This window comes from Vibrio gallicus, assembly GCF_024346875.1.
GTDB classification, from domain to species: Bacteria; Pseudomonadota; Gammaproteobacteria; order Enterobacterales; family Vibrionaceae; genus Vibrio; species Vibrio gallicus.
This window is the reverse complement of the sequence record NZ_AP024871.1, coordinates 1,192,997-1,217,532: the sequence shown is the minus strand read 5'-3', so window position 1 is coordinate 1,217,532 and position 24,536 is coordinate 1,192,997. Positions and strand designations below refer to the sequence as shown.

At 43.0% G+C, this 24,536-nt stretch carries 26 protein-coding genes and 1 tRNA gene; 19 read left to right on the top strand and 8 right to left on the bottom strand.

Annotation, left to right across the window (positions count from 1 at the left end; all coding sequences use genetic code 11):
• Positions 1–2 precede the first annotated feature (2 nt).
• The 6 genes from OCU28_RS05665 (at position 3) to ttcA (ending at position 6,263) form a co-directional block, all read left to right on the top strand.
• A complete protein-coding gene (locus OCU28_RS05665) occupies positions 3–2,444 on the top strand; it encodes a heavy metal translocating P-type ATPase (RefSeq protein WP_261817356.1) in 2,442 nt (813 codons plus the stop codon).
• Positions 2,365–2,547, top strand: a complete 183-nt coding sequence (ccoS, locus tag OCU28_RS05660; RefSeq protein ID WP_261817355.1) for a cbb3-type cytochrome oxidase assembly protein CcoS — start codon at positions 2,365–2,367, stop codon at positions 2,545–2,547. Before OCU28_RS05665 ends, ccoS begins: the two co-directional genes overlap by 80 nt.
• Positions 2,534–3,196: a sulfite exporter TauE/SafE family protein gene (locus OCU28_RS05655; RefSeq protein ID WP_261817354.1), complete on the top strand. Its 663-nt coding sequence runs from the start codon at positions 2,534–2,536 to the stop codon at positions 3,194–3,196. The genes ccoS and OCU28_RS05655 overlap by 14 nt, the downstream gene beginning before the upstream one ends.
• 142 nt (positions 3,197–3,338) lie before the next feature.
• A complete protein-coding gene (locus OCU28_RS05650) occupies positions 3,339–4,091 on the top strand; it encodes an FNR family transcription factor (protein WP_261817353.1) in 753 nt (250 codons plus the stop codon).
• A gap of 183 nt (positions 4,092–4,274) precedes the next feature.
• Positions 4,275–5,219 (top strand): universal stress protein UspE, encoded by a 945-nt coding sequence (uspE, locus tag OCU28_RS05645; protein WP_261817352.1) that lies wholly within the window; start codon positions 4,275–4,277, stop codon positions 5,217–5,219.
• 120 nt (positions 5,220–5,339) lie between these two features.
• On the top strand, positions 5,340–6,263 hold the full coding sequence (ttcA, locus tag OCU28_RS05640) for a tRNA 2-thiocytidine(32) synthetase TtcA (protein WP_261817351.1): 924 nt from the start codon (positions 5,340–5,342) through the stop codon (positions 6,261–6,263).
• 33 nt (positions 6,264–6,296) lie between these two features.
• Here ttcA and OCU28_RS05635 read toward each other — a convergent pair whose 3' ends face one another.
• Both OCU28_RS05635 and OCU28_RS05630 read right to left on the bottom strand, forming a co-directional pair.
• Complete coding sequence (locus tag OCU28_RS05635) at positions 6,297–6,926, bottom strand: DUF2987 domain-containing protein (protein ID WP_261817350.1); 630 nt, start codon at positions 6,924–6,926, stop codon at positions 6,297–6,299.
• Positions 6,927–6,960: 34 nt separating this feature from the next.
• Positions 6,961–7,794: a DUF2189 domain-containing protein gene (locus tag OCU28_RS05630; RefSeq protein WP_261817349.1), complete on the bottom strand. Its 834-nt coding sequence runs from the start codon at positions 7,792–7,794 to the stop codon at positions 6,961–6,963.
• Between the two features lie 257 nt (positions 7,795–8,051).
• Between OCU28_RS05630 and OCU28_RS05625 the strand changes: the two genes are divergently transcribed.
• Positions 8,052–9,149 (top strand): ABC transporter substrate-binding protein, encoded by a 1,098-nt coding sequence (locus OCU28_RS05625; protein ID WP_261817348.1) that lies wholly within the window; start codon positions 8,052–8,054, stop codon positions 9,147–9,149.
• On the opposite strand, the gene cobB is transcribed toward OCU28_RS05625, so the two are convergent.
• Positions 9,135–9,848: a Sir2 family NAD+-dependent deacetylase gene (gene cobB / locus OCU28_RS05620; protein WP_261817347.1), complete on the bottom strand. Its 714-nt coding sequence runs from the start codon at positions 9,846–9,848 to the stop codon at positions 9,135–9,137. The genes OCU28_RS05625 and cobB overlap by 15 nt on opposite strands.
• 217 nt (positions 9,849–10,065) lie before the next feature.
• On the opposite strand from cobB, the gene OCU28_RS05615 reads away from it, so the two are divergent.
• Genes OCU28_RS05615 through OCU28_RS05605 form a run of 3 tightly spaced genes read left to right on the top strand, consistent with a single transcriptional unit; the run spans position 10,066 to position 13,559 of the window.
• Entirely contained in the window at positions 10,066–12,408 is a 2,343-nt protein-coding gene (locus tag OCU28_RS05615) for an ATP-binding protein (RefSeq protein ID WP_261817346.1), read from the top strand.
• A 1-nt stretch (position 12,409) separates the two neighbouring features.
• The gene (locus OCU28_RS05610) at positions 12,410–13,288 is read left to right on the top strand and encodes a mechanosensitive ion channel family protein (protein ID WP_261817345.1); all 879 of its coding nucleotides are present in this window, start codon (positions 12,410–12,412) and stop codon (positions 13,286–13,288) included.
• A 10-nt stretch (positions 13,289–13,298) separates the two neighbouring features.
• Complete coding sequence (locus OCU28_RS05605; protein WP_261817344.1) at positions 13,299–13,559, top strand: DUF2960 domain-containing protein; 261 nt, start codon at positions 13,299–13,301, stop codon at positions 13,557–13,559.
• 155 nt (positions 13,560–13,714) lie between these two features.
• Here OCU28_RS05605 and OCU28_RS05600 read toward each other — a convergent pair whose 3' ends face one another.
• The 3 genes from OCU28_RS05600 to OCU28_RS05590 form a co-directional block, all read right to left on the bottom strand.
• The gene (locus OCU28_RS05600; RefSeq protein ID WP_261817343.1) at positions 13,715–14,062 is read right to left on the bottom strand and encodes a MarR family transcriptional regulator; all 348 of its coding nucleotides are present in this window, start codon (positions 14,060–14,062) and stop codon (positions 13,715–13,717) included.
• A 199-nt stretch (positions 14,063–14,261) separates the two neighbouring features.
• On the bottom strand, positions 14,262–15,170 hold the full coding sequence (gene nagK, locus OCU28_RS05595) for an N-acetylglucosamine kinase (RefSeq protein WP_261817439.1): 909 nt from the start codon (positions 15,168–15,170) through the stop codon (positions 14,262–14,264).
• 100 nt (positions 15,171–15,270) lie between these two features.
• Positions 15,271–16,005, bottom strand: a complete 735-nt coding sequence (locus OCU28_RS05590) for a tRNA-uridine aminocarboxypropyltransferase (protein WP_261817342.1) — start codon at positions 16,003–16,005, stop codon at positions 15,271–15,273.
• 78 nt (positions 16,006–16,083) lie between these two features.
• Between OCU28_RS05590 and OCU28_RS05585 the strand changes: the two genes are divergently transcribed.
• The 4 genes from OCU28_RS05585 to OCU28_RS05570 all read left to right on the top strand — a co-directional run bounded on the left by OCU28_RS05585 (position 16,084) and on the right by OCU28_RS05570 (position 18,533).
• Positions 16,084–16,869 (top strand): sterol desaturase family protein, encoded by a 786-nt coding sequence (locus tag OCU28_RS05585; protein WP_261817341.1) that lies wholly within the window; start codon positions 16,084–16,086, stop codon positions 16,867–16,869.
• Positions 16,869–17,348 (top strand): NlpC/P60 family protein, encoded by a 480-nt coding sequence (locus OCU28_RS05580; protein ID WP_261817340.1) that lies wholly within the window; start codon positions 16,869–16,871, stop codon positions 17,346–17,348. Before OCU28_RS05585 ends, OCU28_RS05580 begins: the two co-directional genes overlap by 1 nt.
• A gap of 77 nt (positions 17,349–17,425) precedes the next feature.
• Positions 17,426–18,298: a fructosamine kinase family protein gene (locus OCU28_RS05575; protein WP_261817339.1), complete on the top strand. Its 873-nt coding sequence runs from the start codon at positions 17,426–17,428 to the stop codon at positions 18,296–18,298.
• Positions 18,299–18,329: 31 nt separating this feature from the next.
• Entirely contained in the window at positions 18,330–18,533 is a 204-nt protein-coding gene (locus tag OCU28_RS05570) for a CPXCG motif-containing cysteine-rich protein (protein WP_261817338.1), read from the top strand.
• Here the strand turns inward: OCU28_RS05570 and OCU28_RS05565 are convergent.
• A complete protein-coding gene (locus OCU28_RS05565; protein WP_261817337.1) occupies positions 18,530–19,141 on the bottom strand; it encodes a riboflavin synthase subunit alpha in 612 nt (203 codons plus the stop codon). The two genes, OCU28_RS05570 and OCU28_RS05565, sit on opposite strands and share 4 nt — an antisense overlap.
• 84 nt (positions 19,142–19,225) lie before the next feature.
• Here OCU28_RS05565 and OCU28_RS05560 point away from each other — a divergent pair, with 84 nt between their 5' ends.
• Entirely contained in the window at positions 19,226–20,596 is a 1,371-nt protein-coding gene (locus OCU28_RS05560; protein ID WP_261817336.1) for an MATE family efflux transporter, read from the top strand.
• Positions 20,597–20,621: 25 nt separating this feature from the next.
• On the opposite strand, the gene OCU28_RS05555 is transcribed toward OCU28_RS05560, so the two are convergent.
• Positions 20,622–21,473, bottom strand: a complete 852-nt coding sequence (locus OCU28_RS05555) for a DNA ligase (RefSeq protein ID WP_261817335.1) — start codon at positions 21,471–21,473, stop codon at positions 20,622–20,624.
• A gap of 148 nt (positions 21,474–21,621) precedes the next feature.
• Here OCU28_RS05555 and hxpB point away from each other — a divergent pair, with 148 nt between their 5' ends.
• The 4 genes from hxpB (at position 21,622) to OCU28_RS05535 (ending at position 24,512) form a co-directional block, all read left to right on the top strand.
• Entirely contained in the window at positions 21,622–22,278 is a 657-nt protein-coding gene (hxpB, locus tag OCU28_RS05550; protein ID WP_261817334.1) for a hexitol phosphatase HxpB, read from the top strand.
• A gap of 138 nt (positions 22,279–22,416) precedes the next feature.
• Positions 22,417–23,148 (top strand): SDR family NAD(P)-dependent oxidoreductase, encoded by a 732-nt coding sequence (locus OCU28_RS05545; RefSeq protein ID WP_261817333.1) that lies wholly within the window; start codon positions 22,417–22,419, stop codon positions 23,146–23,148.
• A 183-nt stretch (positions 23,149–23,331) separates the two neighbouring features.
• A tRNA-Val gene (locus OCU28_RS05540) sits at positions 23,332–23,408 on the top strand.
• Positions 23,409–23,558: 150 nt separating this feature from the next.
• Complete coding sequence (locus OCU28_RS05535; RefSeq protein WP_261817332.1) at positions 23,559–24,512, top strand: lactate/malate family dehydrogenase; 954 nt, start codon at positions 23,559–23,561, stop codon at positions 24,510–24,512.
• Positions 24,513–24,536 lie beyond the last annotated feature (24 nt).

The window sequence follows — 24,536 nt, the reverse complement described above, 5'->3', positions numbered from 1 at the left end:
CCATGACAAAATCGTGTTATCACTGCGGTGAAGAGATACCAGCCAACACGACCTTTAGCGTCACTATCTTAGGTGAACCTCGCCAAATGTGTTGCCCTGGATGCGAATCGGTGGCTCAAACTATCGTAGATAGCGGGCTTGTTTCCTATTATCAGTATCGAACGGAAAAAGCCGAAAGGGTTGACCTAGTTCCAGAGCAATTGCAGTCCCTCATTCATTACGACAATGAGCAGATACAATCTGAATTCGTGCGTAATGATGAACACACATCAGAAGTGACATTGTCACTTGATGGTGTGTCCTGTGCAGCCTGTGCATGGTTGATAGAAAAGCAAATTAACACCCATAAGGGTGTGGTTCGCATTCATGTCAATACCGCAACTCACCGAGCAATACTGGCATGGGACCGCCGAGAAGCAAAACTGAGCGAACTGTTGAGCGCCATTCATCGCTTAGGTTACAAAGCCGCCCCGTTTGAAGCCGATAAACAAGAAGAAACCTATTATCGCTCAATGAAACAGTACCTCTATCGCCTTGGTATCGCAGGATTAGCAACCATGCAGGTCATGATGCTGGCCGTTGCTTTATACCTTGAGGTGTTTGGTAATCTTGAGCCTGAGTTTAAACACTATTTTCGATTCGTAAGCCTTATCTTTGCAACTCCGGTATTGCTCTACTCTGCGCTGCCTTTCTACCTTAACGCGTGGCGCAGTTTAAAAGCGAGAACCTTAGGCATGGATGTGCCCGTTTCTTTAGCATTGATCTTTGCCTATATAGCGAGTCTTATCGCGACCTTCACTCAAAGTGGTGAGGTGTTCTTTGAATCTATCTCCATGTTTACCTTTTTCTTATTACTCGGTCGTTTCCTAGAAATGAGAGCACGACGCAAAGCGGCTGCCGCTAGTGCGAACTTGCTTAAGCTGATACCCGCAATGGCTACCTTACAAAATGGTGAGCAAGTACCAGTTAAAAATCTAAACATCGGTGATCGGGTTCGCGTTCTTGCCGGTGAACATGTACCTGCCGATGGGATTGTTATTGACCGAGAGGTGTTTGTTGACGAATCAATGTTGACTGGTGAATCCCTGCACGTCAAAAAAGAGCTCTCTGACAATGTATTTGCTGGGACAGTAAATGGCGAGCAAACCTTTGTATTGGAAGTCAATTGTCGTAATCAAGAGAGCATGATAGCTAAGATAGTTCGACTGCAAGACCAAGCACAATCTGGCAAGCCCAAAATCGCCGAAATAGCGGACATTGTTGCGCGATATTTTGTTGCCGCTATCTTGATCATCTCAGCGGCTACTTATATTTATTGGCACTATAATGCGCCTGACGATGCGTTTTGGATAATGCTAGCGGTTTTGGTGGCGACCTGTCCATGTGCACTATCTCTTGCTACCCCAACCGCAATTACCTGCGGTACATCGCGAATGAGTAGCCTTGGGCTTTTACTGCGTAAATCTCACGCTATTGAAACCTTGTGTAAAGTAAATCATTTAATAGTAGATAAAACCGGCACTCTTACCGAAGGAAAGGTGTCACTTAGCCATACTGAAGTACTCAATTCGATGACCAAGCGAGAGGTGCTTGCTATCGCTGCCAGCATTGAAGCTCATGCCAATCACCCTATTGCCAGCGCATTCAAGCCATATGCGGACAAAAATATAGAAATAGATAATGTTGATAACCATATAGGTTTAGGGCTAAGTGGTGATTACAAAGGCCGAGCATGTAAGATTGGAAGCTATAAGTTTGTCGCACCAACTGACATTAACAGCTGCCCGCAGACCGTATATATGAGCCTGGACAATAAGCTTATAGCGACATTTACTTATACCGATCCATTGCGTGAAAGCAGTATCGAATTTATCAGTAAAATTAAACAATTGGGTATCAAAACCACTCTACTAACTGGAGATAGCCAACAAAATGCGAGCCCTATTGCGGATAAGCTTAATATAGATACGGTTGTTAGCGGTGTGTCCCCACAAGGTAAGCTCGATTACTTGCAATCACTGCCTAACCAGCAAATCACCATGATGATAGGTGATGGTATCAATGATGCTCCAACTTTAGCTGGCGCACACCTTTCAGTTGCCATGGGAGGCGGTACTGATGTAGCCAAATCATCAGCTGATATGGTTTTGTTGGGAGATCGGTTAGATAAATTGATCGCCGCACGTCAATTGGCTCTAAAAACACGTAAGATTATTCGTGAGAATTTAGCATGGTCGTTGGGCTACAACCTGCTTATCTTGCCTCTTGCCGTAGCAGGACTCGTTGCCCCATATATTGCGGTTGTTGGAATGTCTGCAAGTTCGATAATTGTTGTCACCAATTCATTAAGGTTATTAAAGACTGATGGAAAGCTTATACATTCTGATACCGATAGCCATGGTACTCGTCGCAGTGGCGATAGCCGTATTTCTTTGGGCGGTTAAAAGTGAGCAATTTGAAGACTTAGATCGTCAGGGACATAATATTTTGTTTGAAGACGACCTTCCTAAAAAGTCCACAACAGATAAGTCAGATGCAGAACATTGATTGGCTGGGTGCCTTTTTAGTTGGCCTACTCGGAGCCGGCCACTGCATTGGCATGTGTGGTGGTATTGCCAGTGCAATTGCGCTCAATGGCAAGCACAATAAATTTCAGGTCTCACTGCTGTATAACCTAGGTCGCATTAGCTCATATCTTATTATGGGCGCGGTTATTGGTGGCGCAATTGCCAGTGGTGTACAACTATTTGGTTTCAATTACGGGCTATTTGTACTGCGTGTGATTGCCGCGCTGTTTATTTTAGCACTTGGTTTCTATCTCACTGGTTGGTGGAATGGCTTGCTGTATGTGGAAAAACTCGGGCAAAGAGTATGGAAGCTCATATCCCCTTGTGCCAGCAAACTCATGCCACTACGTTCGCGTTGGTATGCTTTTCCCCTAGGTTTTATTTGGGGGTGGATACCATGCGGTATGGTTTATTCCATGATCAGCTGGGCGGCAATATCAGGCGGCGCAGTAAATGGCGTGCTCATAATGGGGGCATTCGGGCTTGGAACCCTACCGGCAATGCTAACCATAAGTAATGGTGCCACCAATATCACATCTGCCTTGCGTAAGCCAAGTAGCCGAAGGGTATTTGGCATCATTATGATTGTCTATGGACTATACTCAGTAACAAGTATTTTTCATATTTAATGGCTAGACACTTTTTTTGCATAATGATTTTGAGTCTATAGCACGTGAAAACTGAGGTTTTACGCAACTAATTGTACTACCTTTTAATGGCTAGGAATGGTAATATATTGACGCAAATCAAGATTAAAGCCGATTGAGACCTATGATTATCACTGACAAGCCAACAGCTACGCGTGTTCAATCTGGTGGATGTGCCATCCACTGCCAAGATTGTAGTATCTCGCAACTTTGTATTCCTTTTACGCTTAATGACAATGAGCTAGACCAACTAGATCAAATCATAGAGCGTAAAAAGCCGATCCAAAAAGGACAAGAGTTGTTTAAAGCTGGTGATGAACTCAAATCACTTTATGCGATTCGCTCTGGGACAATAAAAAGTTACACCATCACAGAACAAGGTGATGAGCAAATCACTGCGTTCCACCTAGCCGGTGACCTGGTTGGCTTTGATGCGGTTAATTCAAACGCTCACCCTAGCTTTGCACAAGCCTTAGAAACCTCAATGGTTTGTGAAATTCCATACGAAATTTTGGATGACCTATCTGGTAAAATGCCAAAGCTTAGACAACAGATCATGCGCCTTATGAGTAGTGAGATTAAAGGCGATCAAGATATGATATTGCTACTGTCTAAGAAAAATGCAGAAGAACGTTTAGCTGCGTTTCTTTACAATCTATCAGAGCGCTTCTCTCAACGTGGATTCAGCCCTCGCGAATTTCGCCTGACTATGACCCGTGGTGATATTGGTAATTATTTAGGCTTAACCGTTGAGACAATTAGTCGCCTACTCGGTCGCTTCCAAAAATCAGACATCTTATCTGTAAAAGGCAAATACATCACAATCAATGACCATGATGCATTAGGTAAGCTTGCCGGAGCCAGCCGCTCAGCCTAACCCTTCATTCGAGAGTGGCTCTTCGTGAGTCACTTCAAATTCTTCACTATAAATATTTTAAACCACTAATAAGTCACTATTTTTTCGTCTAATATTACTCTATAGGTTTAGTACTTTACGTGATGCGTTATCACGTTCCTATTTAATCTAAGCGCTATTCTCGATAATTAGACAAGGTGACCTATGAGTATCTATAACAACATATTAGTTGTTGCAAACATTGATACCGAGCAACAACCTGCACTGGCTAGAGCCATGCAGATCGGTAAAAAGAGTCGTTCTCCTAGCCGAATTACCTTCTTTCTTGCCATATACGATTTTTCTTATGAGATGACCTCCATGCTCTCTTATGAAGAAAGAGATGCTATGCGCGCCGGTGTTGTCCACCAACGAAAACAGTGGATGAAGGAAATTGCAGCGCCTTACCTTGATGACAGTATTCAACTGGATATTAAAGTGGTGTGGCATAACCGCCCTTATGAAGCCATCATCAGTGAAGTATTTGCCCAAGATATCGAGCTCGTAGTAAAAACTACACGCAAACACGATGTATTGGAGTCGGTATTGTTCACCCCTACTGATTGGCATCTATTGCGAAAATGTCCTTGTGCTGTGCTAATGGTAAAAGAGCATGACTGGCCAGAGCATGGTCATATTGTTGCATCTGTACATGTCGGGTCTGAAAATGAACTGCATATGGAGCTCAATCAACATATGGTCGAATGTGCGTTAGATTTAGCTCGCCGTCTCAACGCCACGCCTCACCTAGTGAACTCATACCCAATAACACCACCTAATATTACTGTGGAGTTACCTGAATTTGATCCCACCATTTACTCCGATTCAGTTCGAGGTCATCACCTGAAAAGCATGAAGTCTTTACGCCAACAATATGGCATTGACGAAGCTCAAACCATTGTTGAACAGGGCCTTCCTCAAGATGTTATTCCCGCAGCGGTTGATGACTTTAACGCCGGATTGGTTATTATTGGTACCTCAGGTCGAACTGGATTGTCGGCGGTTTTCCTTGGTAACACCGCGGAAAATATCATAGACAAAATAAACTGCGATGTACTGGCATTAAAGCCTAGTGGATACATCAGTCCACTGGATCCCAAACAAGCATAATTAGTAATTTTAATGGCGGTTTATTACCGCCATTTTTTTTGCGTCCCATTTTTCACTGGAAACTAACCTGAATATCCGTATCATACCTGTCCAAAAGTTTAACCATTAAACGGAAGCAGTATGAGCGAACAAGTTCAACAACCCACCAAGGCGCAGCAATACAACTTAAACAAGTTACAGAAGCGTTTACGTCGTAACACAGGTAATGCCATTGCCGATTTTAATATGATCGAAGAAGGCGATCGCATCATGGTGTGTTTATCTGGTGGTAAAGATAGCTTTACTATGCTTGAAATCCTGATGAGCTTACAAAAAAGTGCGCCAATACAGTTTTCTCTTGTTGCCGTTAACCTGGACCAAAAACAGCCGGGTTTCCCTGACCATATTTTGCCAGAATATCTAAACAGTTTAGGTGTAGAGTACAAGATTGTAGAAGAAGACACCTACTCTATTGTTCAGGATAAGATCCCTGAAGGAAAGACCACCTGCTCTCTTTGCTCACGCTTGCGTCGTGGTATCTTATATCGTACAGCCAGAGAGCTCGGCGCAACCAAAATTGCTCTTGGTCACCATCGCGATGATATTATAGAAACACTTTTCCTAAACATGTTCCATGGCGGAAAAATGAAAGCCATGCCGCCAAAACTTGTTTCTGATAATGGCGAACACGTTGTCATTCGTCCGTTGGCGTATTGCCGCGAAAAAGACATCATCAAATTTGCGCAAATGCGCGACTATCCAATTATTCCGTGTAATCTTTGTGGTTCACAGCCAAATCTACAGCGTCAGAATATCAAGCAGATGCTCAATGGTTGGGATAAACAATTCCCTGGGCGTATTGAGACTATGTTTACGGCGCTGCAAAATGTGGTTCCGAGTCACCTTGCAGACCATAAACTATTCGATTTCAAGTCAATTGATAAAGATTCTGGGGTGATTAACGGTGGCGATATTGGCTTTGATAAAGAAGAGATGCCACAAGTTAGCACTCCTGAGCCAGTTGAATTTGATCCAAAGATGCAACTGGACGTGACTAATATCTAAACCAATAAAAAAGAGGACCGAAGGTCCTCTTTTTTATTGCTTAATATATGGCATAACTCTTTGAGTTGTAATCGGTATATTTGCAGTGACACCGTCACTTAAGTCGGTTAACTTCAGTATCGCCCTATCGCTATCATCAACCTTAATCACTTTACCATTCGATAGTAATATATCTTGCGCTGTATTGGGTGCAAACTCTAAGGTTACTCCCAATATATCAGGCGTAAACCACGAAGAAAACATCCCACCTAATTCCGCAAGGGTTTGATGCATCTCAGTGGTAGTATGCTCAAGCTTCTCTCGATTGACCCTACCTTGCCACTGCTTTTTATCCAATACTACCAGTGAATAATCACAACGGGTGTTGGGCTGAGTATGAATAAACACTAGTGGATTCGCACTGCGTAAATTGTCGTCTAAAGGAACAATAATCTCACTATTGTCAGCAATAGTCAGGGATTCATAGTGCTGTTCTTTTTCCATCCAGGCTTTTTCTATTGTGCATGGATGCTTACTCTGAAAGTTTGTAAAAAACAGTCCGACTTTAACCCTAGAGTCTGGTTGTTGAAGGTTATGTTTTAGCGGTGAATACAGTTTACTATAGGTAAACATATACTCTTGAGCGTGTGCCGAAGATAAGGTGCACGCGCCTACAAGAGCCATCAGTAAGTGCCATCTTTTGGTTATTTTCATCTTGTTACGCATCAAAGGTATTCGAGCCTGGGCGCGGTCCATTATTAGAGTTGTCATCATCTTGAGTATTATCATCAGTTTCAGGTGAAGCTGTTGTCACAACCTGCAGGCGAATACCAAACATATTGCGATAGATAATCCCCTTAACATGGAAGAAAAATGGCACTGCAATAATCAGTCCTAGGCCATACATCATCACCCCAACAAAAAACATGAGCATTGCGACAAAATAAATCGTCGCCACTGCAAACAAACGCTTATTTACGCCTCGTAATGATGTCCAAAGAGCTTGAATCGGTCGCATCCGCTTTTCACATACCAGTAGAATCGCATTGCTAAACGCAATTGAAAGGTAAAATGATAAGAACGGAAATAGGGTTCCAGAAATCGCTTGTAGCAGAAGGTTGATCATTGAAACAATGATCACCGATAGCGTGAAGTTCAGGCCCTTTGTTATCTGGCCTGTTTGAGTTTTTAGTCCCGCAGCATGGCTCATTGCCATCAATGCAACACCGGCATAAAGCGGAGCGGTTACCACCTCATAGCTAAAGTTTGCAATGAACACAGATTGAAAAATCGAAGGGTCAATATTTTCAGGATCACTCACTATATTTAATAGCGCACTAAGATCGCCCATATGTAACTTTAACGCGAAAATGAAAATAGCAGCTTGAATAGCAACCAGTAACAATATAGCGGGAGAAAAACGAAATAAATTCTTCATGGTCAACTGCCATGCCTCACGTATCACGTCTACTGGCTTTAATTCAAAATCGCCATTAAGTGCCTTGTCGACACTGCCTCCTAAGTTAAAATCTTTCTCAATCGGGTTACTCATTTAACTGTTGATATCCTTGCTATATAACGAAATTTTTCTCGCGCAAGTATAGCGACAATAGCGAGTGAGGGGTATACCTTTATGCCAAACTCTCATTTTAGTAATGGCTTATATTCAAGTCCACGTTAAAAGGAGAAGTCATGACATCAACAGATGCAATACAAAATGTGATTTGGTAGGTGCAAACTTAGATTGGCTCATATATAATGCGGCTCAAGTCACACTTTGTTATACAACAAGACTCACAATAGGTATAAATGACAAGCACACTTCGTTTTATTTTAGTACTGGTTTTTCCGACTATTTTCTTTATATTTCAAGCGTCTGCTAAAGAATCACTCACATTCGAAAAACGAGCAACATCGATAAATACAAAAAACGAACACTCTAGTCAATCTTTAACCTTGTACTCACCCCAGGGTATGATTCCAGACCACGTAATACAGCAGTTTACTAATGAAACTGGTATTGAGATTGTGCAGCGCGAATACAATCCGCATATCATACCTAGCCACTCTGGTATCAATGCCAGTAGTATAGATGTTGCAATACTTCCTTACAGTTTCTATCCGAAAAAAAATAGTCTTCCACAATATTTTGCTCCAATAGAGCAGCATAAGCTAACTCATAGACAAGACTTTAAACCAGAGCTCCATATTGGATTACTCGATGCCTATAGCCAATACTCAGTACCGCTTTTGATTGAGGGTATGGGAATTGCGACGGATGCTAATATGTTGCCCTCCTCGTTAGTCGATAGTTGGAGTGACTTATTAGACTCACAATGGTCTGGGCAACTTTTATTTCCAAATGATTCGCAGATCATGGTCAGTATTGCACTAATTGAGCTAGGCTATCCCATCAATAATCCGTCAAAAATCCAGATTCAGTATGCTCAAGAGTGGCTAGAGGCGCTGGCCTCTAATACCGCCTTCTTAGCAGACCGCAACCCAGAACTTCACTTTTTATCGGGTAGAGTTTCTATTGGTTTATTGACCAACGCTCAAGCTTTTGAGGTAAATCAAGATGGTGGCAATATTGAGGTTGTTTGGCCATCTGAAGGTGCCCTATTGGATATTTACGCCCTGTCAATGCTGCAACATACGACAAAACACGACCAAGCCTATCAGTTAATTAACTATTTAACCGATAGACAAACCCAACTTGCTCTAACTCGCCATACAGGTTTGACCCCTAACCTCGATAGCATCGATATAGAAAACGATACGATTAGCCTAATTCCTGATGAGGCAATTGAAGATGGTCAATTTTTATTAACCTATCCTAATAGTCGCTTAAATTACGAGCACAGCTTTCAATTGGTAAAAAGCCGTTTGCATTTAAGGGGTCAATAATTCGTCCACCAACTTGGGCACTTCAATACTGGCAAGTCCGTAACGTCTCTCTTCAAACTCACTTTGTACTGCGCTTGGTTCAAGGTTGATTTCGATAGTATGCGCGCCATGTAGCCGTGCTTCATGAACAAAACCAGCCGCTGGATACACCACCCCAGAAGTCCCTATAGATACAAACAGATCGGCTTGTTGTATTGCCGAATAGATGGCATCAAGTCCTAGAGGCATCTCTCCAAACCAAACGATATGTGGCCGCAACTGTTGCGGTATCTGACAGCAATGGCACAAATCTCCCTGACTAATATCACCTAATTGTTCAAATACCTGCCCGGATTCACTACAGCGCGACTTGAGAAGCTCGCCATGCATATGCATAACGCCCTCACTGCCGCCTCTTTCATGCAGGTTATCAATATTTTGAGTTACCACTGTCACCTGGCCATCAAGGCGGTGCTGCAGTTTCCCTAATGCTTGGTGAGCTGAGTTAGGATTTACCTCGGCCGACTGTAATTTCTCACGACGTTTGTTATAAAAAGACTGCACTAACTCGGGATTTTTAATATATCCCTCTGGTGTTGCGACATCTTCAATACGATGTTCTTCCCATAAACCATCTTGAGAGCGAAAAGTTTGAATACCGGACTCTGCGGAGATACCCGCTCCAGTTAATATAACGATATTTTTAAAAGGAAATTTCAACCCAGCCTCCTAGCATGTATGACTCACTATATATCAGCATATATGAGTTACGGTTAAAACCGATAGCAGCTTCTATTTTAGGAATATAAATCACACTTTTAATAGAAACTAGTTGCACCTAATTTTATGTTTTTTATGAAAAAATTTCAGAATTGAATCAGAGTGAACTAGACTTGCGAGTATATCTTTATTCTATACATCTGGGCTCAAGATAATCATGAGAACAAACTTTTTTATCTCTCTTGCTTTGATTCTGCTTTCTTTTTCTGCGCGAGCGGAATGGGAATACCAAATTTCAGACGAACCTGAGGTTGACCAAGTTGCAATAACCATTGCATCTGAAGTTAATAAATTGCCTGAACCGCTTTTTATGTCGGGTGCAGATAGCGACAAGGTTGACCAATTACTGTCTGCGGTAATAGAACAACAACAAATCGACGCTAAACGATTTTCAAACCAACTCAGCCAATATCGCAAGCAATCCAGCGCGGAAAATTGGCAAGCAGCAGAGAAAACCTGGTTAACCTTATCTCACCTAGGACACAGCAAAGAAAAGCTCATTAGGCTTTCTAGCACATCAACTAAAGAGTTAGTCACTGGGTTTGGTCCATCAGGCGTGACACAATTTAAGCTCGAATGGTATATCACGCGCTTAAATGGTGAGTTCTTACTGCATTGGCAACTTCGCAGCTTTAAGGCCTTAATCAAAGATATCTTTATCTCGCCGATCCCGGTTATATGGGCAACCATCAAGGTGTTGTTTATCTATTTTGTTTTGACATGGTGGTTAACCAACAGCAAGCGCCTTATTGAGGGATTCCGTAAATCACAACTGGAGCTGAATCATTCTCCGTCTTTGTGGGTACGTTTGATCTGGTACATTAGTCGCGCCAACCGTGCCATAGCGGTATTAATTGCAATCACTCTCTCATTGCGGGTGCTCACCACAATACCTAGCCTCAACCAGTTGATTGTACTGGAGATCTTCACTTGGTGGATTCTAGGTGGTTCAATTGCGATTAGCTTTTTATTAGAGTTTACATACCGTAATAGCCGCAGTTCATCACCCAAAATTATCGCCTTACGCTTATCTACTATTCGCTGGTATGTATGGAGCTTTATCTTTGTTGGGGTTATTTTACAGATATCACAACGTACCGTAGGTAAAGGTACGATTTATTATTGGATATCTACATTAGTGTTATTTTGGTTCGTATTGATATCAGTGCGCCTACTGAAAAAATGGCGTCCAATTATCTTTAGCCGAATGGCCAATATACAAGATAAACCGGTTTGGGTTAGCTGGGCTGAACGAAACCAAGACACATTTTTACTCAATATACTTGCCTCTGTGATCGGAATCATATGGATAACAGTTACAACTATACAGACCCTGATTGTAAGTCGACTGTCTAAATATACCTTCTTCAGTCAAGGGCTTGCCTATCTGTTTAAGATTGAAGTGGCTAAACAAAATGAGAACGAGGCACAATCTAGTACTTTGGTGCGTATCCGTGGTGAAGAGGCATTTAAGTATGTCACCCCTGGGCACGAGGAAAGTACACTCATTGATTATGCGACCGACGAGTTTAAAAACATCTCACGCTACGTTCTATCCAATCAACCGGCGGTTTGCGTTATTTCAGGCGAACGTGGTATTGGCACAACGACCTTCTTAAAACAAATTCTGTTCAAGGTGAAGAATGCGACCCCTATATACCTCAACTGCCCTTACACCGGTTACAACGAGCTTATCCAAGACTTTGCAGAGCAGCTTGGTTTAGACCGTGAAGTGGGTGAAATTCAGATTCTAAACCACCTACGTAAGAGTAATGAAAGCTATATGATTGCGTTGGACAATGGGCAGCGACTGGTTAAGCCCATGGTAGGAGGCTTAAACGGATTAATTAAGTTTACCAACCTCTTGCGTCGCTCTAAGAAAAACCATCGCGCTGTACTGGCAATAGAGAAAGCCAACTGGCGATTTGTGGATCGAGCTCGTGGTGAGCGTCTACTTTTTGACTGGGTTGCATTTTTGCCGCGCTGGAATGAAGTACAAATAGCACAGTTACTAGAGTCACGAATCAACCAAAGTGATGATAATAAACTGTCGTTTGAAGGGTTAGTTGTACCCAAGCAATGGGACCATGAAAATATTAGTGAAGAAGAACGAGCACGCAAAGGCTTCTATCGTATTCTTTGGCATTATGCGGATGGAAACCCTACCGTTTCTTTGCGCTTCTTTAGGCTTTCTCTAAGGCGTGACAAGCAAGATGATTCCGTTGTGGTGCGATTATTTAGAGCACCAGAATCTCAAGAATTAGAATCCATGCCCAAGCCCATGCTGGCAGTACTGCGCTCTATCGTGCAATTAGAGGTCGCCAGTCAAGAAGAGTTATCGGAATGTACTCGCCTGTCCCATGCTGAGGTTCTCGGTACCCTGCGCTACTTCCAGAGTCGCGGCTATATAGAGTGGAATGAAGACAAAGCCAAGATTTCAGATCACTGGTTCCGTCACATCACTAATGTTCTTCACCGTCAGCACCTATTGGTAAAATAATATGCAGAAAATTTTATGGCTTGTGGTTCTTGTTGTTTGCAGCTTTCCAACATGGGCTACAGAAGAGATACCAAACATTGATTCATTTGAGGAGTTTGCAACCTTAATCCGTTGGGGCGGCGTGCTCTTCTCTATCGTAATTGTGGCATGCACATGGCTACTACTGCGCTTTGTGGACTCCATCGTAGAAAGTGTCAGCACCCAGTTTGTTCAGTATCGTATGATTTTGCAGAAAGCTCAGTCTTTCTTTCAGTTCTTTATCTATGTCACTGCGGGTTTAGTGGTGTTTATGATCAGTTTTCGTATCAATGACCATATTTTGGCATTGATCGGTGGTACCTTGGCAGTATCCGTTGGTTTTGCGTTAAAGGATCTCGCTGCGTCATTTATCGCAGGTCTTACGGTGATGATAGACCGTCCATTTCAGGTTGGTGACCGCGTCACCTTTGAAGGCAACTACGGAGATATCATCACTATTGGGCTACGCTCGGTGCGTATGCGTACCCTTAATGACGATATTATTACGATCCCTAATAACAAATTTTTAAATGAAGTGACAATTAGCGGTAACTATGGCGCGCTGGATATGCAGGTAGTCATCCCCTTTTTCGTCGGGGTTGATCAAGATATCGACCTTGCTCGGACATTGATTCAAGAAGCCGCCTCATCCAGTCGCTATATCCATCTGCCTAAACCTGTTGTTGTTTTAGTCAAACAGTCCATTACAGACAACTATTTGGCCATTCAATTGACCTGTAAGGCTTACGTAGTGGATACTGCGTATGAGAAACTGTTCGAAACTGACATCACTTTGCGGGTGATGAAAGAGTTCCGTCAACATAACATTACTCCACCGCGCATTGCGGTGAATGCTTCTTAAGGCAAATTATATGGCACGTACAATTTTATACACTTATAACAAACAACCGAAAGAGCTGCTGTTTTCTTATCAGCAGTTCCGCTCTATCCATGAAGCCGTTGCTGAAGCAGAAGGCATTGATATTAAAGAGTTCCTAAAAATGGAACAGCAGATTGAAGCCGTGTCTGACACCAAAGCCGCTCGCGATTATCGCGACAATTACTTCAAAAAGCTTGGTTTTGGCAAGATCACTTTAAAGCCGAAAGAAAACCGACCTATTGGTAAGAAGTAAGAAGTCAGAAGCAAAAAAATAAGGGAAGCATATGCTTCCCTTATTCATGTCTATTCATTGATGTAACCCAGCCTGACCTTTAGCATTTAGTCATCGCATGTTGTCACCTAGCACTAAAACAAAGGGAAGCTTTAACTTCCCTTTGTTTACTTGAATTAGAGTGCTTTATATAGAACTTTATTCGACGCAATACTCTCTTTTACAACCAGCTCAAGCTCTACAAGCTTTTTCAGAGCACCCGTTGCCCAAGATGCTGCTTTTGAGTCTTCTTGTCCTGCTGATAGGCCAATCCCTTTTGGATTAATGCCATCTGCGTTAGCAACAACGATATCAAGTACTTGTTGTTGTTTTGGAGTCAAAGCAACGCTCGGTTTAGTCACAACCGTCTCGATTTTGACTTCTTTCGTCTCGACTACTTCCGATGTTGTGCGCTGCTGCGCCGGTGTAGCCTTCACAAATTTACGTAATTTACGCTGAACGTTACGTTTATGTGCAAGTCTCATTTATAGGTCTCCTATACGCTGCTTCTCAGCAGGGAAGAAAATTTGAAGCGCGTTTTATACCAAAATAACCACAAACATTGTAGGTAAAATTGCGTTTGTTCTGGTTTAGTTCCAATTTCAAAGTAAAAACGACCATAAAATAGGCAAAAAAATGGTGCACTGAGATCCTAGCGCACCACATTGCATTGCCTGCTGTTGCTTATTGGATATTCAAAAACGCAGCTCCACGAACACCACCTGAATCTCCATGCTTAGCTTTGATAATTTTCGGACATTTGGCCACTGAAAGCAGGTATTTAGGTACTCGCTTTGGCATCTCTTCATAGATGAGCTCAAAATTAGATAAACCGCCACCAAGAGCAACCACATCCGGATCATATGCAGTAAAGATATTAGCAAAACAGATGGCTAATAACTCCATAAAGCGCTCTACGTGCACTGTGGCTTGTGCATCACCTTGTGTATATGCAGTGATAATATCAATCGCCTTCTTCTGCTCACCAAAATAGTGCGCGTAAAGAAGCTCAAATCCGCGACCAGATAAGTAACTATCTAAGCAGCCTTTTTTACCACATCCACAATCAAGCAGTGGTGCGTTATCACCTAAGTGGAACCATGCATCAATAGGAAGACGGGTATGACCAACTTCACCGGCAACATGGTTGCGACCAGAATAGGCTTTACCATCATGGATAATACCGCCGCCAAAGCCTGTACCTAAAATAAGCCCCATAACACAAGGCTCGTCTTTGAGTTGCTCATCCCATGCTTCAGAAAGTGCGAAGCAGTTTGCATCATTCTCAATTTTTACTGTGCGACCAATACGAGATTCAAGATCCGCTCGCAATGGTTTTCCCTTTGCCGCAGGAACATTTACGGTCAGTACAGTTGCGTCTTCAGCATCTTCCATACCCGGAAGACCAAGCCCGACCTTACCTTTGGTTTCAAACTTCGCATCATATTTATCAACCAAACCGGCTAAGGTATCCACTAGCTTAGTGTAATCATCACCAGGAGTCGGTACGCGCTCTGTCGCTAGACGCTCAAGTTTTTCATTAAATGCACCAAATTCAATCTTGGTACCGCCGACGTCAAAACCATAATACATTAGCTGTCTCATCCACGTTATTTTGAGTTAATTCAGCCTATTATCCAGAAATGTAGCCCTACTGTCCGTGATGATTCGCATAAAAGACACGGATTCCTACTCAGTTATCCTTGGCATTGCTGCTATTGAGAAAAGCACTCAGTTTTGGGCGAGTGAAATCTTTATCTCCTTGAGTTTTGGTCAACATATAACTTTCTTTTATGACTTCAAACCACTGCTGTAATGTATCGGCAGCGTCGGTAAATCCAGCATGATTCAATACCAGACTTGCCACCTCGCATGTTGCTAACTGTTGTTCATTCACCGCTTTGCGCATAATATAATCCGACAGTGATTTTTCACTGATTGAAAGGCACGGTAAATGATGTAAGTACGCTGATTTTCGATAGATACGTCGAGCTTCTCGCCAACTTGCGTCTAAGAAAATAAACAAGGGGATTTTCACCATCCCTTTAACACTACTAGGCTCAATTACCGTATTACTTTCTAATAAATAATCACAGGGGAAAACCAGAATCGGTTGATATGCAGGGTCATTTAGTAGCCTTTTTAGCTGGTCAGGCATTTCAGTGCGTTGCCATTCAAAGGCATAACTGTCTTCACAGATATCTGCGATTAGGCGTCCGGTATTACTGGGCTTGAGTACCTCATTGTTTGAATAGAGCAGTATTGCGGCAAAACCTTGAAAAGGCGCGGGTTGAAATTGGCATAGACAATATTTCGTTGCCACTCTACATCTAAGGCAACGCTGCACCTTTGCACCACGCGCATTAAAAGGCTTGGTTGCATTATTGATTCTGTGCTCGATTAACTCGTGCACTGCATGAACTCGCATTCTTTAATGATGCCCTGTTATTGATTGAGCTCGCAAGGGTAATTGAGTCATTCACGGAACGCAACCAAGGACAATTTTATGGATAACAACCTAATTCGACTGATCTTGTTTGCTTGTATACTGCTGCTGTGTATCGCGCTTGAATCAATCTATCCTCGCCGCGTACTCACCCAACCTAAATGGTACCGCTGGGTAAATAACATCGCACTTGTGGTATTTAACTCTCTGCTATTAAGGCTAACCCTACCATTACTTGCTTTCGAAGCTGCAGCATGGACTGAGCAGCATAGCGTGGGACTACTGCATCTATTAGGCGTATCAAGCCTAATTAACATTATAATTAGCGTATTGGTTTTAGACCTTCTCATCTATTGGCAACATAGGCTGTTTCATGTCGTACCTTGGCTGTGGGCGCTGCATAAGATGCATCACTCGGATCAAGATATCGATGTTACTACCGGTGCGCGCTTTCACCCCATAGAAATATGGCTATCGATGATAATCAAAATTACAGCCGTCCTTATACTAGGCATCTCGCCAATAGCTGTAATTATATTTGAGGTCGCATTAAATGGCTGCGCGATGTTTAACCATAGTAACCTGCGCCTATCTCAGCAACTCGATAAAATAATACGTAAATGTATGGTTACACCCGACATGCATCGAGTTCACCACTCTATAATTCGCCGCGAAACCAACTCAAACTATGGTTTCTGCTTATCTATTTGGGATCGCTTATTTAATTCCTATATCGCACAGCCTAAACATGGACATGGAAAGATGCGCATTGGAATAGCACAGTTTCGTCATCCTAACGAGCAACGTTTAGATAAGCTACTCACTCAACCTTTTAGGAAACATTAATGAAATCGACTATGTTGCTATTATTTAGCATACTCCTTGCAGGATGCGTATCTGGTCCAACGGAAAATCCAGCCGCAAAAGTCAACATGATGCAGCTAAATGCCGTAAAAGCTGCGCATAAAGATCAACTTTATCTATTTTATCAAACCTGGCATAACACGCCGTTTCGCTTAGGTGGACAATCTAAAAAAGGCGTTGATTGCTCCGCATTTGTTCAAATTGCGTTCAATGAAGTATTCCATCATCCTATCCCAAGGACAACTAAGACTCAGAGCAATGTTGGTGTATGGATAAGCTATGAACAGCGTCAATTCGGTGATCTGGTTTTCTTTAAAACTGGCTATGGAGTGAGACACGTTGGTATCTATGTGGGCGATAATAGCTTTATGCACGCCTCCACTTCTCACGGGGTGATGATATCTCGACTGGATTCCCCATATTGGGCCGATGCCTATTGGCAAATACGTCGTATATTATGAGAAGGAGATCATATTTTAAGTGTAAATATCATCTACACTTAAAATAATTAAGTAATCACAATTTCGAGGGTGTTTTGATGTGGCAAGCAATATCACAACAACTTTCCGATGTATTAATGTTCGAGTTTAAGATTGAAGAAAAAACTCGGATTAGTGCTGGTGAAATCAGCGAAAGCTTTATGATAAGTGACGGCGAACAACGTTACTTTGTCAAAATTAATCATAAGGACTTCCTCGAAAATTACTTAGCTGAGGTTGATTCTCTTGCGGAGTTACGCAGTACAGGTACGGTTTCGGTACCTGAATTAGTTCACTTCGGTACAACTAAAGACAGCTCTTTTCTTATCCTAAACTACCTTCCTACCCGCCCACTTTCAGATCTTCAATGCAGTGAAGAATTTGGTAAGCAACTTGCCAACCTTCACCAATGGGGAGACCAAAAAGAGTTTGGTTTTGATAGTGACAATTTTATTGGCAACACAGTTCAACCAAATCGCTGGCACAAAAATTGGGCACAATTCTTCGCTGAACAACGTATCGGATGGCAGCTTCAACTCCTAAAAGAAAAAGGAATTGAGTTCGGAAACATCACACAGATTATCGACAATACCAAAGACTCATTATCTGGTCACAGACCTAAACCTGCTTTGCTACACGGTAATTTATGGCAAGCTAATTGCGCGCTGTCTCCTTTTGGTCCTATCTGCTACGACCCAGCTTGCTATTGGGGGGATCGCGAGTGTGATATAGCGATGACCGAATTATTTGGCGGCTTTAGCGCCGAGTTTTATGAGGGCTATCAAAGCGTATACCCACTACCCAAAGGCTATCAACAACGTAAAGCGATTTACAATCTTTACCATATCCTTAATCAGTGTAATGTATTTGGCGGCCACTATTTGCCCGATGCCCAAATCCAAATCGATAATTTAAATAGCTTATACGTTTAGTATTGTTGCTCATGTTACAGGAGAAAATGCCATGAAAAATTACGCCGACAAGTATGTTTCATGCCCGCATTGTGGACAAACAATCACCGTAGCCATAGATACCACGCAAGGAAATCAAGATTTTTATCATGATTGCCCTGCGTGCTGTAATTCAATCCATATGAATATCACGCTCGATGAAGTTAGAGACAGAGTCGACTTTAGCCTTGATGCGGACGACGAACAGATATTTTAAGCTAGTTTTTGCGCCATTACGCGCTCTACAGTGTCGACTATCGCTTGCGTTTGAGGGTCAACCTCTAGGTTGATTGTATCGCCTATTTTTCTAGTTCCAAATAAGGTGCGATTGAGTGTTTCTGGGATCAGGTTGACTGAAAATGAACATGCCTTCACCTCAGCAATGGTCAACGAACATCCATCAAGCCCAATATAGCCTTTGGGCAGTATGTAACGCATCGCATCTTGTGGCGCATCAAACCACAGCGTCTTATTATTAGGCGACGCTATAATGCCAGTAAGCTTAACTGTAGACATAATATGACCAGACATGCTGTGCCCGCCAATCTCATCTCCAAACCTTGCCGCACGCTCAATATTCACCTCATCATTTTCTTGAATTAGCCCTAGATTGGTCAACTCAAGAGTCGCTTTCATCAAATCAAAGCTGACTCGACTATCTTGCACACCTGTAATAGTCAAACAACACCCATTGTGAGCAATGGATGCGCCAATTTGAATACCTTCTGATAGGTGTTTAGGAAGCTCAATAATATGGGTATTAAAATCTTGTTTTCTTATAATTTCAACGACCTTTGCTGTGCCCTGAACAATGCCAGTAAACATAAATACCTCTTTATTTTTGGTTGGTTTTAATACTCTACTCAATTACTATGCTCGCACCCAACGCATGCTACTAGGATCTCCATCTTGCACCGTTATAAAAAAGAAGTGAAAAGCCTTGTCAAACTCGCAACTCCGGTATTGATTGCTTCGGTAGCTCAAACTGGTATGGGCGTAGTTGATACTATTATGGCTGGCGGCGTAAGTGCAACTGATATGGCTGCAGTTGCGATAGCATCGAGCATTTGGCTACCCTCAATTTTGTTTGGGATTGGAGTGTTGATGGCTCTGATCCCAATCGTCGCTCAACTTAACGGGCGTGGACATCAAAACAAGATTGCCAATGAGATCCATCAAGGCGCTGCTTTGGCAGTGTTTATCGCCTTTCCTATTGCCTTTGTCCTAATGCAGACAAAGACCATTTTAGGAATGATGGATGTTGACCAACATATGGCAAGTATTACCATCGGCTATATGCATGCCATGTTACCAGCAATTCCAGCGTTCTTATTCTTTCAAACCCTGCGCAGCTTTACCGATGGCATGTCTATGACCAAGATCGCCATGGTCATAGGCTTTGTTGGGTTGCTGCTGAATATTCCACTTAACTATATCTTTGTCTACGGTAAATTCGGTATGCCAGCGTTAGGTGGTATGGGGTGCGGCGTAGCAACCACTATAGTGTATTGGGTCATGTTCTTAATGCTGCTTTGGTTTACCGTTACTGCAAAACGATTCCAAAGCATCGGCCTGTTTGCTACGTGGCACAAGCCTAAACTGCAAGCTCAGATACGCTTATTTAAACTGGGATTACCTGTCGCCTTGTCGATATTCTTTGAGGTGACCTTATTTGCGGTAGTGGCACTACTTGTCTCTCCACTTGGCCCTATTGTTGTAGCGGCGCATCAAATCGCTATCAACGTTTCCTCTATGGTGTTTATGCTGCCGATGAGTGTCGGCAATGCGGTTAGTATTCGCGTAGGGCATAAACTTGGAGAAGAAGACACTGAAGGTGCCAAGATATCGACGCATGTTGGATTGATATTAGGCTTAATGATGGCCGCATGTACCGCGATTATCACCATCTTATTTAGAGAGCAGATCACCAACCTCTACACCGACAATCATGCAGTTACCGCTATATCCGTGCACTTATTACTATTAGCTGCAGTGTATCAATTTAGTGATTCGATACAGGTCATTGCAGGCGGTGCATTGCGTGGATATAAGGATATGCGCTCTATCTTTAACCGAACCTTTCTATCATATTGGGTGGTCGGTTTACCCTCGGGGTATGTACTTGGTGCAACCGACTGGATTGTCCAGCCTATGGGAGCACAAGGTTATTGGTTCGGCTTTATTTTCGGTCTAACTACCGCTGCAATTTTATTAGGTCTACGCCTGAAATGGATGCACAATCAGACAGCCGAAGCGCAACTATTATTCGCTTCACGATAATTCTATTAGCACGAGCAAAATGCCCCTATTGCATTTGCCTGACTCGTACAAAGCGGGGAAACCTCGGTACACCGAGATGCGTCTCCCCGCTAAACCGATAGGTAATCGTGCTACCTAACTTAGGAGGCGTCGCTCTATCAACATCGCTTAGACCTGAGCCGATAAAAAACTCAACCCCAGTTGGGGTTTGAACTCTCAGTGCGCCAATCATCCCCTGATACTTCCCTTTACCCGGTTTATACCCAACAACTAATGCTTCTGCATCCATAAAAGGCTTTAGTTTAAGGATATTATTACTTCGACCAGCAACACTTATCGCACTGCCTTTTCTGATTATAAGACCTTCTCCACCGCTAACTAACACCGCCTGTAATTGCCGAGACAGCTGTTCATTTGACTCAAATGGCACCTGTTTAACGACACATACATTATGAGATGGATTGTGATTCTGCCATGCTAATAGTTGTGTGTAGTTATCACGAAACTTGATTACGGTATTCAACACATCAAACATACAGTAAGTTATAGTGCGCCAGCTTGCTTCATTAGGAACTTTATCTAGTACCGTTTGCTGCACATGATGAAACCTTCCATGCCCAGCCCACAACTCGCCTTCGACTGCAAAGGGAGGCATTTGCTTGACAAAAAATTCGGGGATATTAATCACCCGTCCAGAGCGTGAATATAGGCGTGCTCCATCCCAAATAGCTCTGACACCATCCAGTTTTTCACTTATCAAGTACGAGCTATCAAGGAGTTGCCCTGCATAGTTGTTTGCTAATGGTATGGCGTTTAATTGAACCGCCTTTGCCTCAGATTTTGCCTCGATGGACGGCACAATGCACATCAGTGCCGCTAATGGTTTTATATGATTCATAGCCCCTCCCGTACCATAAAACTAGCCAACGCTACCAATCAGCTCATGTTTTGATTGGTTTTCCTTGCGTCGATATCACATAAAGGTATGTAATAGTGCAACCTCACTCGTAATCGTATCGAGAGTCATCGAAGTTAAGGATTAAATTATGCTCCAAGCCGTCATTTTTGACATGGATGGATTAATGGTCGATTCAGAGCCTTTTTGGCAGCAAGCCCAGTTAGAGATATTTCCCCTGTATAACGTATCTATCACCCATCAAGATACGATTAACACCACAGGTGTGCGTATCGATAACATAGTTGAGGGCTATTATGCTAAGCAACCGTGGACAGGGGCAACCCAAGCCCAAGTGTGTTCGCAGATAAGCGCGAGAGTCATTGAGTTAATAGAGCTTAATAAACCGGCAATGCCTGGCCTTAAGCCCTTAATACAGCGCTTAAAAACACTGGATATCAAACTGGCGGTAGCATCCTCTTCACCAATGGATCTCATTGAAGCAACCCTAAATGCCCTTGAGATAACCCACCAGTTCGATGCCGTGCTCTCAGCACAAACATTGGTATATGGAAAGCCACACCCAGAGGTATACCTCAATACCGCACATGCTCTTAAGGTTTGCCCTACGAAATGCCTTGCCCTAGAAGACTCTCTTACCGGATTGTTAGCGGCCAAAGCGGCGCGTATGAAAACGATCGTAATCCCGGAGACATCACAATTAGAGCGCCCACAATGGAGTATTGCCGACTATAAACTGGCTTCTCTTAATCAGGTAACTTTAGATATGCTCTCCAATTGTGCGTAGCTAAATCAACACCTAAGCTCAGTGTTCATTACGTCCTCCACTTTTACACTATCCTAATACTAAGATTGTATAGAGCTGTTTTAGGGCACAGCGTTGTAGTATTTAGCAGTAAATTTCACCCAAGAAGGTAAATAAAGAATGCAGTTAGGCTTACAAGAAAAACATGTCGTTGTGACTGGCGGATCTTCTGGTATCGGCGCTGAGATCGTGCTTACCTTTGCCCAAGAAGGGGCCAGGGTGTGGTTTTGTGGACGTAGCCAACATAAAATAGATGCCTCGATAGCAAGTTTGGGAGCGCTATCTAAACAAGTTATAGGCACATCTGTGGATGTAACGGACGCGTCCGCATTCCAATCATGGATTGATTCCATTCCTAGCATTGACGTTTTCGTACCCAATGTCAGTGCGCTATCTAATGATTGGAGTGATATGATTGCCCACGACATCATGGCAACCCAACAAGCAATCGAATCTGTACTGCCTAAACTTCTCCAGTCTTCTTGCGGTGCATTGACCTATATCGGCTCAAAAGCCAGCGGCAGTACGATTGCCAAAGGCAAAGCATATGGCGCGGCAAAAGCCGCAATGGCCCATTATATGAAGTCACTGTCTCTCACCCACGCGCCAATACTTCGAGTAAACACGGTTTCTCCTGGCGATACCTATATTGAAAATGGGCATTGGGGCAAGATTAAACGCGAGCATCCTGATTTTTTCAATCAGGTATTAGACAACAACCCTATGGGACGCTTTGCTAACCCAGATGAAGTCGCCAATGTAGTTGTGTTTGTCTCTAGCCCCGCAGCAAGCTTTGTTTCAGGCTCTAATTGGTATGTTGATGGTGCTTCTAGCGAACAAGTTCAGTACTAAGTTGCGTTGTTACTCATCAACATAGAAACAAATATTAGCCGTTATGGATCGCTATTTGAGCAAATTGAACAATAAGGCATCAAACAAACCAAAATATTCAAATTGCCTATTGCAAGTAACCGCGCAACTGAATATATTACCTGTCAAGCAACGGCGCTAAGGCACTGTTACTTACACAAATTTGGGTCCGTAGCTCAGTTGGTTAGAGTACCGCCTTGACATGGCGGGGGTCGGCGATTCGAGTTCGCCCGGACCCACCAAATTTAAACAAAGCCTCCTTTTTTGGAGGCTTTGTTGTTTCTGCTATCCCAAAAATTCATTATGTTGTGCTGCGCCAAATCACAAAACCATTTTGAGCTTAAGCCAATGCGCGATACACTTCACACTTTATTATCAAAGATGTTTGAATCATGAAGATTGGTGTTATTGGTGCGGGTGCAGTTGGGGTTGGTGTATGCAACTATGTGTTAACCTTAGGTATGGCGAGCGAGTTGGTATTACTCGACCGTAATCTAGATAAAGCAGAAGGCGAAGTGTTCGACTTTCAACACACCGCCGCCCTCACCTTTTCCAAAAACACCGATCTTATCGCTACAGACGATTACTCAGCATTAAAAGATGCCAACATTGTGGTTCTTACTGCGGGCGCTCAAATTCAACACGGGCAATCGCGCCTCGACATTGCAGAGATTAATGCTCGAATTGGTGTAGATATTGCCAAGCAAGTCGAAGCTGTGGCACCAAACGCTATTTTGATTGTTGTTACTAACCCTTGCGACATTGTCACCCACTTCATCGCCCATAATACACACTTTAACGGCGCCAAACTGATAAGCTCAGGCTGCGTTATCGACACTGCTCGCTTGATGACGATTGTTGCGCAGCGCGTTCAGTTAGATCCTAAAAATATATCTGGCCTAGTGGTTGGTGAGCACGGCAGCAACTGTTTTATTCCTGAGCGCAGTCTAGGGGTTGCAGGACAAAATCTTGATGCCTACTGCGAGCATAACAATCTTGAGAAATTTGAGCGCAGCGAGCTACTTACCAGCGTTCAACAAGCTGGTTTTGAGATCTTCCATCGCAAGAACAACACCGCGCATGGCATTGCCGCAAGCGTCTTTCGCATCATCCAAGCCATTGTGGTCAATGAACGCTCCGTTCTTCCTGTAGGAACCGTTATACATGGTGAATATGGATTAGATAATGTGGTGATGAGCTTACCCACGATTGTCGGTAAAAACGGCGCTGAGTCAGTACTTAGCAATGCTTTTGACCAAAGTGAACAACAAGCACTCAGCAACTTTGCCATACAGATCAGTGAATCAGTTGCTGAAGTTGCACGATTAACAGGGCTAAAGGCCTAAACCATGACACAAGATAATAGAGGC